General features: G+C 62.3%; 13 protein-coding genes. 9 read left to right on the forward strand and 4 right to left on the reverse strand.

The window, feature by feature from the left end:
* Nucleotides 1-66: 66 nt before the first annotated feature.
* Both hisN and JWJ88_RS18210 read right to left on the reverse strand, forming a co-directional pair.
* Nucleotides 67-882 carry a histidinol-phosphatase gene (gene hisN, locus JWJ88_RS18205; RefSeq protein ID WP_205295849.1) on the reverse strand — a complete coding sequence of 272 codons (816 nt, stop codon included), beginning with the start codon at nucleotides 880-882 and terminating at the stop codon, nucleotides 67-69.
* An 83-nt stretch (nucleotides 883-965) separates the two neighbouring features.
* Entirely contained in the window at nucleotides 966-1,325 is a 360-nt protein-coding gene (locus tag JWJ88_RS18210) for a helix-turn-helix domain-containing protein (RefSeq protein WP_205295850.1), read from the reverse strand.
* 178 nt (nucleotides 1,326-1,503) lie between these two features.
* Between JWJ88_RS18210 and JWJ88_RS18215 the strand changes: the two genes are divergently transcribed.
* From JWJ88_RS18215 to JWJ88_RS18230, 4 genes are all read left to right on the forward strand, one after another.
* A complete protein-coding gene (locus JWJ88_RS18215; protein ID WP_205295851.1) occupies nucleotides 1,504-2,472 on the forward strand; it encodes an NADPH:quinone oxidoreductase family protein in 969 nt (322 codons plus the stop codon).
* Between the two features lie 122 nt (nucleotides 2,473-2,594).
* Entirely contained in the window at nucleotides 2,595-3,365 is a 771-nt protein-coding gene (locus tag JWJ88_RS18220; RefSeq protein WP_205295852.1) for a Bax inhibitor-1/YccA family protein, read from the forward strand.
* Between the two features lie 665 nt (nucleotides 3,366-4,030).
* Nucleotides 4,031-4,800 (forward strand): IS5-like element ISPak1 family transposase gene (locus tag JWJ88_RS18225; RefSeq protein WP_240200102.1). Its coding sequence is split into 2 segments (ribosomal slippage): nucleotides 4,031-4,367 and nucleotides 4,367-4,800, totalling 771 coding nucleotides; the frame shifts between segments, so codons are not numbered across the junction.
* Nucleotides 4,797-5,828: a Hint domain-containing protein gene (locus tag JWJ88_RS18230; protein ID WP_240200284.1), complete on the forward strand. Its 1,032-nt coding sequence runs from the start codon at nucleotides 4,797-4,799 to the stop codon at nucleotides 5,826-5,828. The genes JWJ88_RS18225 and JWJ88_RS18230 overlap by 4 nt, the downstream gene beginning before the upstream one ends.
* Before the next feature lie 233 nt (nucleotides 5,829-6,061).
* On the opposite strand, the gene JWJ88_RS18235 is transcribed toward JWJ88_RS18230, so the two are convergent.
* On the reverse strand, nucleotides 6,062-6,325 hold the full coding sequence (locus tag JWJ88_RS18235) for a DUF2312 domain-containing protein (protein ID WP_205295854.1): 264 nt from the start codon (nucleotides 6,323-6,325) through the stop codon (nucleotides 6,062-6,064).
* 236 nt (nucleotides 6,326-6,561) lie between these two features.
* On the opposite strand from JWJ88_RS18235, the gene JWJ88_RS18240 reads away from it, so the two are divergent.
* From JWJ88_RS18240 to JWJ88_RS18255, 4 genes are all read left to right on the forward strand, one after another.
* The gene (locus tag JWJ88_RS18240; protein WP_205295855.1) at nucleotides 6,562-6,789 is read left to right on the forward strand and encodes a hypothetical protein; all 228 of its coding nucleotides are present in this window, start codon (nucleotides 6,562-6,564) and stop codon (nucleotides 6,787-6,789) included.
* 1 nt (nucleotide 6,790) lies between these two features.
* The gene (dtd, locus tag JWJ88_RS18245; RefSeq protein ID WP_205295856.1) at nucleotides 6,791-7,240 is read left to right on the forward strand and encodes a D-aminoacyl-tRNA deacylase; all 450 of its coding nucleotides are present in this window, start codon (nucleotides 6,791-6,793) and stop codon (nucleotides 7,238-7,240) included.
* A gap of 219 nt (nucleotides 7,241-7,459) precedes the next feature.
* Nucleotides 7,460-8,869: a DEAD/DEAH box helicase gene (locus JWJ88_RS18250; protein WP_240200285.1), complete on the forward strand. Its 1,410-nt coding sequence runs from the start codon at nucleotides 7,460-7,462 to the stop codon at nucleotides 8,867-8,869.
* A gap of 247 nt (nucleotides 8,870-9,116) precedes the next feature.
* Nucleotides 9,117-10,325 carry a cytochrome b/b6 domain-containing protein gene (locus tag JWJ88_RS18255; protein ID WP_205295858.1) on the forward strand — a complete coding sequence of 403 codons (1,209 nt, stop codon included), beginning with the start codon at nucleotides 9,117-9,119 and terminating at the stop codon, nucleotides 10,323-10,325.
* A gap of 66 nt (nucleotides 10,326-10,391) precedes the next feature.
* On the opposite strand, the gene ndk is transcribed toward JWJ88_RS18255, so the two are convergent.
* Nucleotides 10,392-10,814 carry a nucleoside-diphosphate kinase gene (gene ndk, locus JWJ88_RS18260; RefSeq protein WP_205295859.1) on the reverse strand — a complete coding sequence of 141 codons (423 nt, stop codon included), beginning with the start codon at nucleotides 10,812-10,814 and terminating at the stop codon, nucleotides 10,392-10,394.
* A gap of 127 nt (nucleotides 10,815-10,941) precedes the next feature.
* Between ndk and JWJ88_RS18265 the strand changes: the two genes are divergently transcribed.
* Nucleotides 10,942-12,789, forward strand: a complete 1,848-nt coding sequence (locus JWJ88_RS18265; RefSeq protein ID WP_205295860.1) for an ABC-F family ATP-binding cassette domain-containing protein — start codon at nucleotides 10,942-10,944, stop codon at nucleotides 12,787-12,789.
* Nucleotides 12,790-12,868 lie beyond the last annotated feature (79 nt).

The raw sequence follows: 12,868 nt of genomic DNA on the forward strand, positions 1-12,868 counted from the left end.
TCTTGCGACGAGGATTGCGGTCAGGGCAAGTCGGTCAGGGCACCATAGGTGTCTTGCCACCGGGTCTCAATCGCCCATCAGCAGGGCTAAGGCCTCGGCATGTAATTCGTGTGACCCGGCGGCAAGAATGGTGCCGCCGCCATGCGCGGGCCTTCCCTGCCAATCCGTCACCACACCACCTGCGGCCTGCACCACGGCAATGGGCGCGACCACGTCATAGGGCTGCAAGCCCGCCTCGATCACCAGATCGACATGGCCCGCAGCCAAAAGCGCGTAGGCATAGCAATCCAGCCCGTAACGGACCAGCCGCACCTGCGCCGAAACACGGGAAAAGGCTGCGTGTTCCGCGGAGCTGCCGACCTCGGGATAGGTGGTCATCAGCGTCGCCTCGGCCAGAGAGACGCCCTGCCGGGCCTTCAGCCGGTGGGTTCCTTCACGCGAGATCAGCCGGGCATGACCCAATCCGCCCTCGAAACGCTCATGCAGATGCGGTTGGTCCACGATGCCATAGATAGGCCCTTGCGCGTCGTTGAGCCCGATCAGCACGCCCCAACTCGGCGCCCCGGCCATGAAGGCGCGGGTGCCGTCGATCGGATCAAGAACCCATGTGAGTCCGCTTCGCCCCTGCTGGACGCCGTATTCTTCGCCCACGATACCATCCTCGGGGCGTTCGGCAGCCAGAATGGCACGCATCGCACGCTCACTGGCCCGGTCGGCCTCGGTCACAGGGTCGAAGCCGGTTGTAGCCTTGTTGTCGGGACGCAACGCCGGGCTGCGAAACAGCTTCAGTGTCTCGGTGCGCGCGGCATCAGCAAGACGATGCGCCACGGCGATGATCTGCTCGGCCCCTTCGACAGGATTGGTCTTGTTCTTGCTTGTCATGACCTGCCCCCATGCATCTGCTTTGGGCGCAGGTTTAGCCGCAGTGTCCCGCAAGCGAAAGCCCCGGAACGGCGGCCTGTCCGTCAGGCCGCGTCCGAGAGCACCCGCGCAAGCTCGAATATCTGGCGCCGCTGCGCCTCGGGCATGGCGTAATAGGCGCGCACCAGTTGCAGCGCTTCCTTGTCGGCCAGGATGTCGCCTTCGACCGTATTCTGCACATGGCCGTCCTCAAGCCCTTCGAAGAAGAAGCTGACCGGCACATCCACCGCCCGCGCGATGTCCCAAAGCCGCGAAGCCGAGACGCGATTCATCCCCGTCTCGTATTTCTGGATTTGCTGGAACTTGATTCCGACTTTCTCGGCCAGCTGCTGTTGCGTCATTCCGATCATCCATCGGCGATGACGAATACGCTTTCCGACATGGACATCCACGTTATGTTTCATGGTAACACCTCACTCAATCTAAAGGCGCGCTACACCAGATTGACGCAATTTTCGAGGTCGATAATGGCCACTTGTCCAAAAAGACAATCGGCCGCAAGCACCGGATTTCTCTGGCCGAACCCTTGGGAAAAACGGAAAAAAGCGGCGCAGACGGGGCGCGCAGAGGAACGAGGGAAACATGCAGACGACTTGGAAAATGATGCAAATCAACGCCGTTTCCGATTCCCCAATCGCGGGTGAGCTGGCACTGCCGGCTCCCGGCCCGGGCGAGGTGCTGGTGGGGATGCGGGCGGCGGCGCTGAACTTCGCCGATCTGCTGATGATGCAAGGCCGCTATCAAGAAACCCCGCCCCTGCCGTTCATCCCGGGACTTGAGGGCGCGGGCAAGGTGCTTGCCTCAGGCGAGGGCGTGACGCTGGCGCCCGGAACCCGCATAGCCGTGCAAAGCCAAGGCACCCTGACGCAAGCCAACCTGTTTCCCGCGAACAGGTGCTACCCGATCCCCGACGCGATGAATTATGAGGAAGCGGCGGGCTTTCTGATCGCCTATGGCACCAGTCATTTCGCGCTGACCCTGCGCGCTGGTCTGCGTCCGGGCGAAACCCTGGTAGTGCTGGGCGCCGCCGGCGGCGTCGGCCTGACGGCCGTCGAGATCGGCGCGGCGCTTGGCGCGCGCGTGGTCGCAGTTGCTCGCGGTGCCGAAAAGCTTGCGGTGGCGCGCGCGGCAGGTGCGACGGATTGCATCGACAGTCAGGGCTGTCCCGACCTGCGTGCCGCATTGCGGGATCTGGGCGGCGTGGACGTGGTCTATGATCCGGTGGGTGATGCGCCCGGCGAGGCAGCCTTTGGCGCGTTGCGTCCCGGCGGCCGCTTTCTGGTCATCGGCTTTGCCGGCGGCAAGCCCCCGGCCCTGCCGCTGAATCACGCCTTGGTCAAGAATATCGCCGTCCACGGGTTTTACTGGGGCGGCTATCACAAGCTGGACCCCGAATTGCTGCAGCAGGATATCGCCGCTCTTTTCGGGCTTTACGATCAGGGCCTTTTGCACCCGCACGCCGGGGTCACCCTGCCGCTGGACCGGCTGGCCGAGGGTTATGAGTTGCTCAGAAGCCGACGCTCGACCGGCAAGGTGATCATTAGCATATGAAATTTTCGTTAAATGCCGCAGAATCTGGCGTCTGCGCATTGAAATATCGACACCCTTCGCCGATATTTGCGTGGATGGTGGGCCGTCCGGGCCGCACCGCGATTTTCGACCGGGGAGAACCTATGCAAGACTATAATTCGATCCGCACGGCCGGGACCGCGACGCGCTCGGCTGCAGTGGACGAGGGCCTGCGCGCCTATATGAATAAAGTCTATGGCCTGATGGCCGTGGGCATGCTGGTCACCGCCGGCACCGCTTGGGGCATGGCCGGCCTGGCCCTGTCCGACACGCCCACGCAATGGGCGCTTGGCAACGGCCATTACCTGACCGAGTTCGGCAGGACCCTCTATCTGTCGCCGTTGAAATGGCTGGTGATGTTCGCGCCGCTGCTCATGGTCTTTGCCTTCGGCGCCGCGCTGAACCGGCTGTCGGTGCAGGGTGCGACGACGCTGTTTTACGCTTTCGCCGCCGTGATGGGCGTGTCGATCAGCTGGATCTTCGCGGCCTATACGACGTTTTCGATCGTGCAGACCTTCCTGATCACCGCGATCGCCTTTGCCGGGTTGTCGCTTTACGGCTACACGACCAAGCGTAGTCTGTCAGGCATGGGCACGTTCCTGATGATGGGTCTGATCGGCCTGATCATCGCGTCTATCGTGAACATCTTCCTGCAATCGGGCGCGATGCAGTTCGCCATCTCGGCAATCGGTGTCCTGATCTTTGCCGGCCTGACCGCCTATGACACGCAGAAAATCAAGAACACCTACCTGCAACTGGCGAATTCCGATCAGGACTTCCTGGGCAAGGCCGCGATCATGGGTGCGTTGCAGTTGTATCTGGACTTCCTGAACCTGTTCATGTTCCTGCTGCAGTTCCTTGGCAATCGCGAATAATCGCTAAGAACCAGAAAAGCACCAAGGCCGGGCATTTGCCCGGCCTTTTTGTTTTCTGCACCTTCCGCGACAATATGTCACTCAATAAGTAAAATACGGGATCAAATTGTTATTAACCCTGCAAAACATACCTTAAAACACATTGCCGCGCCTGCTGATTATCTTAACAATTAATTAACCAATACAATAGGAACAGAACGGTTCGGTTTTTGAACTTGTCATGATCTGCGCAAATTTTAATTAAACCCGCGTCGGCGCCATATGACCCGATATTGAGCGTAGAAACTCCCCGCAGGTTTATTCCGGCCCGCTGGATTTGATGATTTTCCATGCCTGTCCGGGATTCAGGCACACAAAGGCAATTGATACACACAGTTGATGGTGAGTGGTAAAATGGCTTCCAATCATTCCGGCCAAGATAACGGCATCGCTTCTACCGATTGCAGCTGCGGACCTGTCGGACCGAACTGCGAAAATATGATCTTCCTTGGGAAACTGCCCGATATGGATCCCATGGAACTTGTTCCCGGCGCAGAAAAGGCGGCTGCCGTCCTGGGCGGCACAAGCTTTGGCTCATCCACGGACCCGTTGGGGCAGAAACTGGGGTCAGGACCCATTGATTTCAGCCGCGCGGCATGATTCAGGCTCCGCAAGGAGACTGGATCATGAGCAACCTTTTCTGGCTGACGGATGCGCAGATGGCCCGCCTTCAGCCGTTTTTCCCGAAGAGCCACGGCAAGCCGCGCGTCGATGACCGGCGTGTTCTCAGCGGCATTATCTTCATCAATCGCAATGGCTTGCGGTGGTGCGATGCGCCCAAGGAGTATGGTCCACCGAAGACCCTCTATAATCGTTGGAAGCGCTGGGGCGAGAAAGGCGTCTTCGCCCGGATGATGGAAGGCCTGGCCTCCGAGGCGGCCGTTCCGAAGACGGTGATGATAGACGCGACCTATCTGAAGGCGCATCGCACGGCCTCCAGCCTGCGGGCGAAAAAAGGGGGCCCGGCGACCAGAGGGGCCGCCTGATCGGCCGCACCAAAGGCGGCATGAACACCAAACTGCACGCCGTCACCGACGCTGATGGGCGGCCGATCCGGTTCTTCATGACTGCAGGTCAGGTGAGCGACTACAGCGGTGCTGCGGCCCTGTTGGGCAGCTTGCCGGCGGCAGAATGGCTGCTGGGCGACCGTGGCTATGATGCCGATTGGTTCAGAGATGCGTTGAAAGACAAGGGGATTAAGCCCTGCATACCGGGACGGAAGTCCCGTGGAAAACCCGTCAAGTATGACAAGCGCCGCTACAAACGCCGCAACCGGATCGAGATCATGTTCGGGCGGCTGAAGGACTGGCGACGGGTCGCAACCCGTTACGACAGATGCCCGAAGGTCTTCCTCTCAGCCATCGCCCTCGCCGCAACCGTCATGTTCTGGCTATGAATCGAGAACGAGTCCTGACCCTGGTCAAGGTCAGCGGCATCGACACCAACCTCGACGGCACCATCGGGGTTAATGACGGGCTGCTTGGCCTGTTGTCGGAACCTATCCGCCACGATGCAGACGGCAACGGAAGCTCTGAAACCTATAAGGTCGATTCCACATTTATCGTCCACAACACCGCAGTAACCTTTCGCAACCCGGACGGCAGCCTTGAGACCCTGCACCTGCCGGTCCGAATCATGCAGGACACGGTCGGCAATACGTTTCTCATGCCCCCACCCAAGGACGCATCGGCAGCCGAGGTCGAGGCGATCACCGGCCGGCCCATCGTCACGGTCGAATTCCCGACCAACTGGCTGAATTACGATCTTTGTCACGACCGCATCTTTACCGACAGGCACTGCTTCAATTGCTTTGCGCGCGGAACCCTGATCGAAACCGGGCATGGCGCGGTTCCAATCGAGGAACTGGCACCCGGCATGTTGGTCATGACGCGCGACCACGGATTGCAGCCGGTCCGCTGGATCGGCTCGCGCTTCGTGGATGCCGAGGTGCTTGAGGCCAACCCGAACCTGCGGCCAATCCGGATTGCCGCCAGCGCGCTTGGCAAGGACTGTCCCCGGCGCGACCTGATCGTCTCGCCACAGCACCGTATCCTGGTACGTTCGAAAATCGCGCAAAAGATGTTCGGCGCGTCCGAGGTTCTGGTCGCGGCCAAGCAGCTTTTACAGATCACCGGTATCGATATTGCCGAGGATTTGCCGGAGGTTGAGTATTTCCACATTCTTTTCGACCAGCATGAAATCGTGCTTTCCGAAGGCGCCGAAACGGAATCGCTTTATACAGGTCCAGAGGCGCTCAAATCCGTGGGTCGTCCCGCCTTGGTGGAAATATTCGCGCTTTTCCCGGAACTGCGCGAACGACCGCAATACGAATTGCCGCCGGGTGCGCGACTGTTGGCCTCGGGCCGGATGGGCCGCAAACTGGCGGTGCGCCACGCCCAGCATCGAAAAGCTCTGGTGCAGTAAGCGCCTGCCCCCGGCAGGCATTCAGGGTCGGCCTTTGGCCGGCCCTTACTTGCAGGGACCACCATATAGTATCGCATATGGCCTATTGGGCCCGACAGAAATTCATTCAGGGGAAATTCGCGGGCGCCATCGCGTCTAATGCCGCGTCGCGCAGGCGCCGAAACCGCTTCTTGGCTCCGCCCGCCCGAAGGTGAAAATGTCCAGCCATGAAAATCCGGCTGGACCGTTTCCTTTCAGGCCATGCCCAAGGCGGCCTTGTACATATCCAGAATGGCCTCGTGCTCGGCCACCTCGTCACGATCCTTTTTCCTAAGGCTGACGATCGCCCTCAGGGCCTTCTGATCGTAGCCGCGCCCCTTGCTTTCGGCATAGACCTCTTTGATCTGCTCCGAGATGTCTTTCTTTTCCTGTTCCAGGCGTTCGATACGCTCCACGAACTGCCGAAGCTCGCCTGCGGCGACGCTATAGTCAGAACCGGTATTTTCATCAGTGCTCATGATCTTTCCCCCAAGAAGGCAAAAGTGTTTTCCAATACTCACGCCTCGGAACGACTGTTCTTGGCCAAGCCCCTGTTCGATCGCCCAGACAGCAGGTTGCGCGGCCCTGAGACCGCGCCCGAAACGGCGCGTGAACCTCGCCCGCCGGCCATGCCTGTGCATCGGCGGCGGGTCTAGGCGGTCTTGCGGCCGGGTGCAATCGCCGCTAGGCCGTCGCGGGCAAACGGAGACGGGGCATGACGATCTGGGATGGGCTGATCTGGGGCGGCGCGGCGTTGACGGCGCTGGGGCTTGTGGGGCTGGTATGGTGCATCGTGACCGCGGCGCGGGCCAAGGCGCGGATCACCGACGACGCCCAGATGCGCGAGGCGATGCGCAAGGTCGTGGCGGTGAACATGGCGGCGTTGGCCGCCTCGATGCTGGGGCTGATGCTGGTGGTCCTGGGCATCATGCTGGGCAAGTGACATGCGGGCGCTGATCCAACGGGTCTCGACGGCCGAGGTCACGGTCGAAGGCCGCAGCATCGGCAGCATCGGACCGGGGCTGTTGGTGCTGGTCTGCGCCATGCGCGGCGATCCCGACGATGCGGCCGAAAAACTGGCCGCCCGGATCGCGAAACTGCGCATTTTTCGCGACGAAGCGGATAAAATGAACCGCTCGGTCCAGGATATCGGTGGCGCAGTGCTGGTGGTCAGCCAGTTCACGCTCGCCGCCGATACCCGCACCGGAAACCGGCCCGGCTTTTCGACCGCCGAGGCGCCCGAACGCGGCGAGGCCCTGTATCTGCGCTTTGCTGAATCGCTGCGCGAATTGGGCCTTCCGGTCGAGACAGGGGCATTCGGGGCCGATATGAAAGTGTCTCTGGTCAACGACGGGCCGGTAACGATCTGGATGGATTCCGCCGATCGCGCTTGACTTTCGTCGGCCCAGCCCTCATTTGCGACAAGTTGCCGCCCGCTGCCGCGTGAGTAGCCGGCGCGTTTCGCGTCAGGTCGACAACGATTTTCCAGTTTCCCATTCACGCGGGGAGGCTGCGGGCATTACCGTATCACGCCCGCCCCTCGCAACTGCCGCGCGATCTGCGCGGCCCCTGCCATGCACGCCGATACGCGGGCGACCTGGCCGAAAGACGACATGACGAACGAGACCACCCGCCCGAGCCGTTCGGGAAATTTCCGCACCCAACAAGGCGGCAAGCCGCGCTTTCACAGCGACAAGCCCAAGCCCAACACCAGTCACCGCCGGATGCGCGCCGAGCCGGAAGAAAAATTCATCCGCCGTGCGATCCCGGATATCGACACCCCTTTTACCCGCATGGGGATCGACCCGCGCGTGGCGATCAACCTGGAGGGGTTGGGCATCGAGACCCCCTCGCCCATCCAGGAAAAATCCATCCCGGCCATCGTTGCCGGTCGCGATCTTCTGGGCCTTGCCCAGACCGGCACCGGCAAGACGGCGGCCTTCGGCCTGCCCATGCTGACCCGGCTGCTGAACATCGGCCGCAAGCCCGAGCCCAAAACCTGCCGCGCGTTGATTCTGGCGCCGACGCGTGAGCTTGCGACCCAGATCGCCGAGAACATCGACAATTACGCCGTCGGCACGCCGATCCGGCAATTCCGCGTCGTGGGCGGCGCCTCGATCAACGTGCAGGTCATGCGGATGGAACGCGGCGTGGATGTGCTGATCGCCACTCCGGGCCGGCTGATGGACCTGATCGAACGCGGCGCGATCGACCTGTCGCAAACGAAATATCTGGTGCTGGACGAGGCTGACCAGATGCTGGACATCGGTTTCATCCATACCCTGCGCCGTATCGCCAAGATGCTGCCGCGCGAACGGCAGACGCTGCTGTTCTCGGCCACCATGCCGAAGCTGATGGCGGAGCTGGCGGACAGCTATCTGAACGACCCGCTGCGCGTGGCGGTAAACCCGCCCGGTCAGGCCGCGGAAAAGATCGATCAAGGCGTGCATTTCGTTAATCAGGGTGACAAGGCAACGCTGCTGGCCGAGTATCTGTCCAAACATACGGACGAGCTTGCCATCGTCTTCGGCCGCACCAAGCACGGCTCGGAAAAGCTGTCGAAGCTGTTGGAGAAATGGGGCTTCAAGGTCGCCGCGATCCACGGCAACAAAAGCCAGGGCCAGCGCGAGCGGGCACTGAGCAGCTTCCGCGCCGGGGATACCAAGGTGCTAGTTGCCACGGACGTGGCGGCGCGGGGCCTCGACATCCCGCAGGTCGCGCATATCTATAACTACGATTTGCCGAACGTTGCGGAAAACTATGTCCACCGTATCGGTCGCACCGCGCGCGCCGGACGTGATGGCCGGGCCATCGCCTTCTGTTCGCCCACAGAAATCGGCGAGTTGCGCGCAATCGAAAAGGCGATGAAGGCCAAGATCCCGGTTGTCGGCGGCGAGGAGCCCTTCGAGGTGGCCAAGATCCGCGAGCGCGGCGGCCCAGCCGGTCGCGGCGCTGCCCAGCCCGCGCGCAAGCGCCCGGCACGACGGCCCTCGCGTGCGCCGAAAACCGCGCAGCCGGCCTGATACCGACGCAAACGTGAGCCGCCGCCCCTTCGCGGCGGCTTGCCACCTTTCGGACCGCGTGGCTATTTGCCCGCATGACCAAATTTTACTTTCATTCCCCAAAGATAAGCGCCGGCAAGAGCGGGCTTTTGTGGCAAACACCCGTTGAAGGTGGTGAACGTGGCATTGCCGCGCCGGCTTCGGTTCAGATCGCCAGTCATATTCCTCTGCGCCGGTGCGATGGGTGCGTAGCGACGCGAGAAAACCTATGAAGGCGGTGAATACCCCCCGCGCCTATGGTTGGGTCGCGCGCTTTTTCCACTGGACCGTCGCCGTCCTGATCCTTGCCGCCATCGCCATCGGGCTTTACGCAGGCGGCCTGCCGCAAGGTGGGCAATCCCAGATGGAGGCGATTTTCGCCGCTTATTCGGTGCATAAGACCTTGGGCATGGTGGCGCTGATTCTTGTCGCGTTGCGGCTGCTTTGGACGCTGACCCAGACAAAACCGCGCCCCCTGCATCCCCAGCGCCGGCTGGAGAATCTTGCCGCCGAGGTCATGCATGGGGCGCTGTGGATCGGCATGATCGTGATGCCATTAAGCGGCTGGCTGCTGCATTCGGCGGCGCCCGGCGGTTTTGCCCGCATCCTCTGGCCGTTTGGCCAGCGCCTGCCTTTTATCCCCGAGGATGCCGCTTTGTCCGGGCGTTTCGCGGATTTTCACGAGGCCGGCTGGTGGCTGTTGGCCGGGCTGGTCGTCCTGCATGTCGCCGGAGCGCTGAAACATGCGATCATCGACCGCGATGGCGCGATGAGCCGCATGGCCGGCAATCCCGACCGCGCGCCCGAACCACCTTCGGCTATGACCGGCATCATGTCGCATGTGTTGGCCGCGGTCGCAGCCTGCACAATCTGGGTGGGAGCGGCGTTCCTGCCAGGCGGGTCACCGGTGCAGGAAAACGCGCCCACAATCGCCGTATTGCCTCAAGATCCCGGCACCTCGGGTTGGATAGTGGAACAAGGGGTGCTGAATATCGAGGTCACGCAGGCCGGCAATGCGGTCACGGGGCAGTTCGACCAATGGCAGGCGGACATCGCCTATGATCCTGAAAACCGCTCGGGCCGGGTGACGGTGATCGTCGATATCGCCTCGCTTACGCTGGGCGCGGTTGGCGACGCGGCCAAGGGGCCGGATTTCCTGAACGCCGCCACCCATCCGACCGCGCGTTTCGAGGCCGATATCCTGCCCCCCGCGGCGCAAGGCGAACCCCATGTCGCCCATGGTCTTCTGACCATCGCCGGGCAGACCGTCGAAGCGGACCTGCCCTTTGAGTTGACCCTTGAAGGCAATCTGGCGCGCGCCACCGGCCGGATGGGGGTGGACCGTCGCGACTTTGCGATCGGAGCGAATTATACCGATGAAAGCACGGTGGGCTTTTCCGTCGTAATCGGTTTCGATCTCACCGCCAATCGTCAGTAAGGCAAAAGGGCCGCCTTGACAGGCGGTCCTTTTTCTTTGGGTATTTTGGCAACGAAGAAATCGAACTCAGCCGACCAGTTCAAGGCCCGAGAAGTAGAAGGCGATTTCTTCCTTGGCGGTTTCCGGCGCGTCCGAGCCATGGACCGAGTTCTCACCCACGGAAAGCGCGAATTCCTTGCGGATGGTGCCCTCATCGGCCTGGGCGGGGTTGGTGGCGCCCATGACTTCGCGGTTCTTGGCAATGGCGTTTTCGCCTTCGAGCACCTGCACGACGACCGGGCCCGAGGCCATGAAATCGACCAGTTCGCCGTAGAAGGGGCGATCTTTGTGGACGATGTAGAACTGGCCAGCCTGGGCGGGCGACAGCCAGATGCGCTTTTGCGCGACGATGCGCAGGCCGGCATCCTCGAACTTGGCATTGATCTTGCCGGTCAGGTTGCGCTTGGTGGCGTCGGGTTTGATGATCGAAAGGGTGCGTTCGATGGCCATGTGGTCGTCCTTTTTCATGTTCCGGCCGCAATGGCCAGGAAATCCGCGCCCGGTTAGCACGGGCGCGGGCGCTTGAAAAGCGGCGGCGGCATTGACGCCCGCCCCGGCTTGCGCCATGCGGGGCGGCATGCTGCGCATTGATGACATATCCTATTCCATCGCCGGTCGGCCGCTGTTCGAACATGCCTCGGCCACCATTCCCGCCGGACACAAGGTCGGGCTGGTCGGCCCGAACGGTGCCGGCAAGACGACGCTGTTCAGGCTGATCCGGGGCGAGCTTTCGCTGGACGGAGGCGCCATCAGCGTGCCCTCGCGCACCCGCATCGGCGGGGTGGCGCAAGAGGCGCCGGGCACGGCGACCTCGGTGCTGGACACGGTGCTTGCCGCCGATACCGAGCGCGCCTGCCTGATGGCCGAGGCCGAAAGCGCCGCCGATCCGGCACGCATCGCCGATATCCAGACCCGTCTGGCCGATATCGACGCCTGGTCGGCCGAGGCACGGGCCGCCACCATTCTGAAGGGGCTTGGCTTTTCGACCGAGGATCAGGCACGGCCGACCAGCGATTATTCCGGCGGCTGGCGCATGCGCGTTGCTTTGGCGGGTGTATTGTTTTCCCAGCCCGACCTGCTGCTGCTGGACGAGCCGACGAACTATCTGGATCTTGAGGGCGCGCTATGGCTGGAAAGCTATCTGGCGAAATATCCCCATACCGTCATCGTCATCAGCCATGACCGCGATCTGCTGAACCGCGCCGTCGGCCATATCCTGCATCTGGAGGATCGCAGGCTGGTGCTGTATTCCGGCGGCTATGACATCTTTGCCCGGACCCGTGCCGAGAAGCGCGCCTTGCAGGCCGCCGAGGCCAAGAAGCAGGAAACCCGTCGGGCACATCTGCAAAGTTTTGTCGATCGGTTCCGGGCCAAGGCGACCAAGGCCCGGCAGGCGCAGGCCCGTGTCAAGATGCTGGAACGCATGGAACCGATCACCGCCCCCGAAGAGGCAAAGTTCCATCGGTTCAGCTTTCCTCAGCCGGACCAGTTGTCGCCGCCCATCGTTTCGCTGGACGGGGTCTCGGTCGGCTACGACGGGCGCGCGGTCCTGCACCGGCTGAACCTGCGCATCGATCAGGACGACCGCATCGCGCTGTTGGGCCGCAACGGACAGGGCAAGTCGACACTTTCCAAACTGCTTGCCGAGCGGCTGGAGCCGATGGAGGGGCGCACCAACCGCTCGGGCAAGCTGCGCATCGGCTATTTCGCCCAGCATCAGGTCGATGAGTTGGAACTGGGCGACACGCCGCTGGATCACGTCCGCAGGCTGCGCCCGGACGAGCCGCCCGCCAGGCTGCGCGCCAGGCTGGCCGGTTTCGGATTGATGGAGGGGCAGGCCGAAACCAGGGTCGGCCAGCTTTCCGGCGGGCAGAAGGCGCGGCTCTCGCTGCTGCTTGCCACCATAGACGCGCCGCATCTGCTGATTCTGGACGAACCGACAAACCATCTGGACATCGAATCCCGCGAGGCGCTGACCCTGGCGCTGAACGACTATACCGGGGCCGTGGTTCTGGTCAGCCATGACATGCATCTGCTGAACCTGGTGGCCGACCGGTTGTGGCTGGTCGATCAGGGTGGGGTCAGCCCATGGCAGGGTGATCTGGACGACTATCGCCGGATGCTTCTGACCGGCGAGGACAAGCCCGAGCCGAAAACCGAGCCAAAGCCGGCCCCGAAACGCGCCCCCCGCGAAAAGGTTCTGGAGTTGCGCGCCGAGGCCCGGCGGGCCGAGGAACGGGTCGAAAAGCTGACCGCCATGCTGGGCAAGCTTGATACGATCATGGCCGATCCCTCGACCTATGACGATGCGCTGAAAGCCGAGCAATTGGGGCGCAAGCACGCCGAGGCCAGCGAGGCCATGCTGCGGGCCGAAACGCTGTGGATGGAGGCGCTGGACCGGCTGGAAAAGGCCGAGCGGTCGTGAGCGCAACAGCCGCGGATTATTGTTTAATAATCCGGCAGACTCCGCTTGCCCTGCGCAAGCGTTCTGACGCAGGGTCCCG

The sequence above is a fragment of the Paracoccus methylovorus genome (assembly GCF_016919705.1).
In the GTDB taxonomy this organism is placed as follows: Bacteria; Pseudomonadota; Alphaproteobacteria; order Rhodobacterales; family Rhodobacteraceae; genus Paracoccus; species Paracoccus methylovorus.

What these genes read in the sequence shown, in the direction of transcription:
- hisN (WP_205295849.1), bottom strand. Translation starts at nt 882, where the DNA reads ATGACAAGCAAGAACAAGACCAATCCTGTCGAAGGGGCCGAGCAGATC.
- JWJ88_RS18210 (WP_205295850.1), bottom strand. Translation starts at nt 1,325, where the DNA reads ATGAAACATAACGTGGATGTCCATGTCGGAAAGCGTATTCGTCATCGC.
- JWJ88_RS18215 (WP_205295851.1), top strand. Translation starts at nt 1,504, where the DNA reads ATGCAGACGACTTGGAAAATGATGCAAATCAACGCCGTTTCCGATTCC.
- JWJ88_RS18220 (WP_205295852.1), top strand. Translation starts at nt 2,595, where the DNA reads ATGCAAGACTATAATTCGATCCGCACGGCCGGGACCGCGACGCGCTCG.
- JWJ88_RS18230 (WP_240200284.1), top strand. Translation starts at nt 4,797, where the DNA reads ATGAATCGAGAACGAGTCCTGACCCTGGTCAAGGTCAGCGGCATCGAC.
- JWJ88_RS18235 (WP_205295854.1), bottom strand. Translation starts at nt 6,325, where the DNA reads ATGAGCACTGATGAAAATACCGGTTCTGACTATAGCGTCGCCGCAGGC.
- JWJ88_RS18240 (WP_205295855.1), top strand. Translation starts at nt 6,562, where the DNA reads ATGACGATCTGGGATGGGCTGATCTGGGGCGGCGCGGCGTTGACGGCG.
- dtd (WP_205295856.1), top strand. Translation starts at nt 6,791, where the DNA reads ATGCGGGCGCTGATCCAACGGGTCTCGACGGCCGAGGTCACGGTCGAA.
- JWJ88_RS18250 (WP_240200285.1), top strand. Translation starts at nt 7,460, where the DNA reads ATGACGAACGAGACCACCCGCCCGAGCCGTTCGGGAAATTTCCGCACC.
- JWJ88_RS18255 (WP_205295858.1), top strand. Translation starts at nt 9,117, where the DNA reads ATGAAGGCGGTGAATACCCCCCGCGCCTATGGTTGGGTCGCGCGCTTT.
- ndk (WP_205295859.1), bottom strand. Translation starts at nt 10,814, where the DNA reads ATGGCCATCGAACGCACCCTTTCGATCATCAAACCCGACGCCACCAAG.
- JWJ88_RS18265 (WP_205295860.1), top strand. Translation starts at nt 10,942, where the DNA reads ATGCTGCGCATTGATGACATATCCTATTCCATCGCCGGTCGGCCGCTG.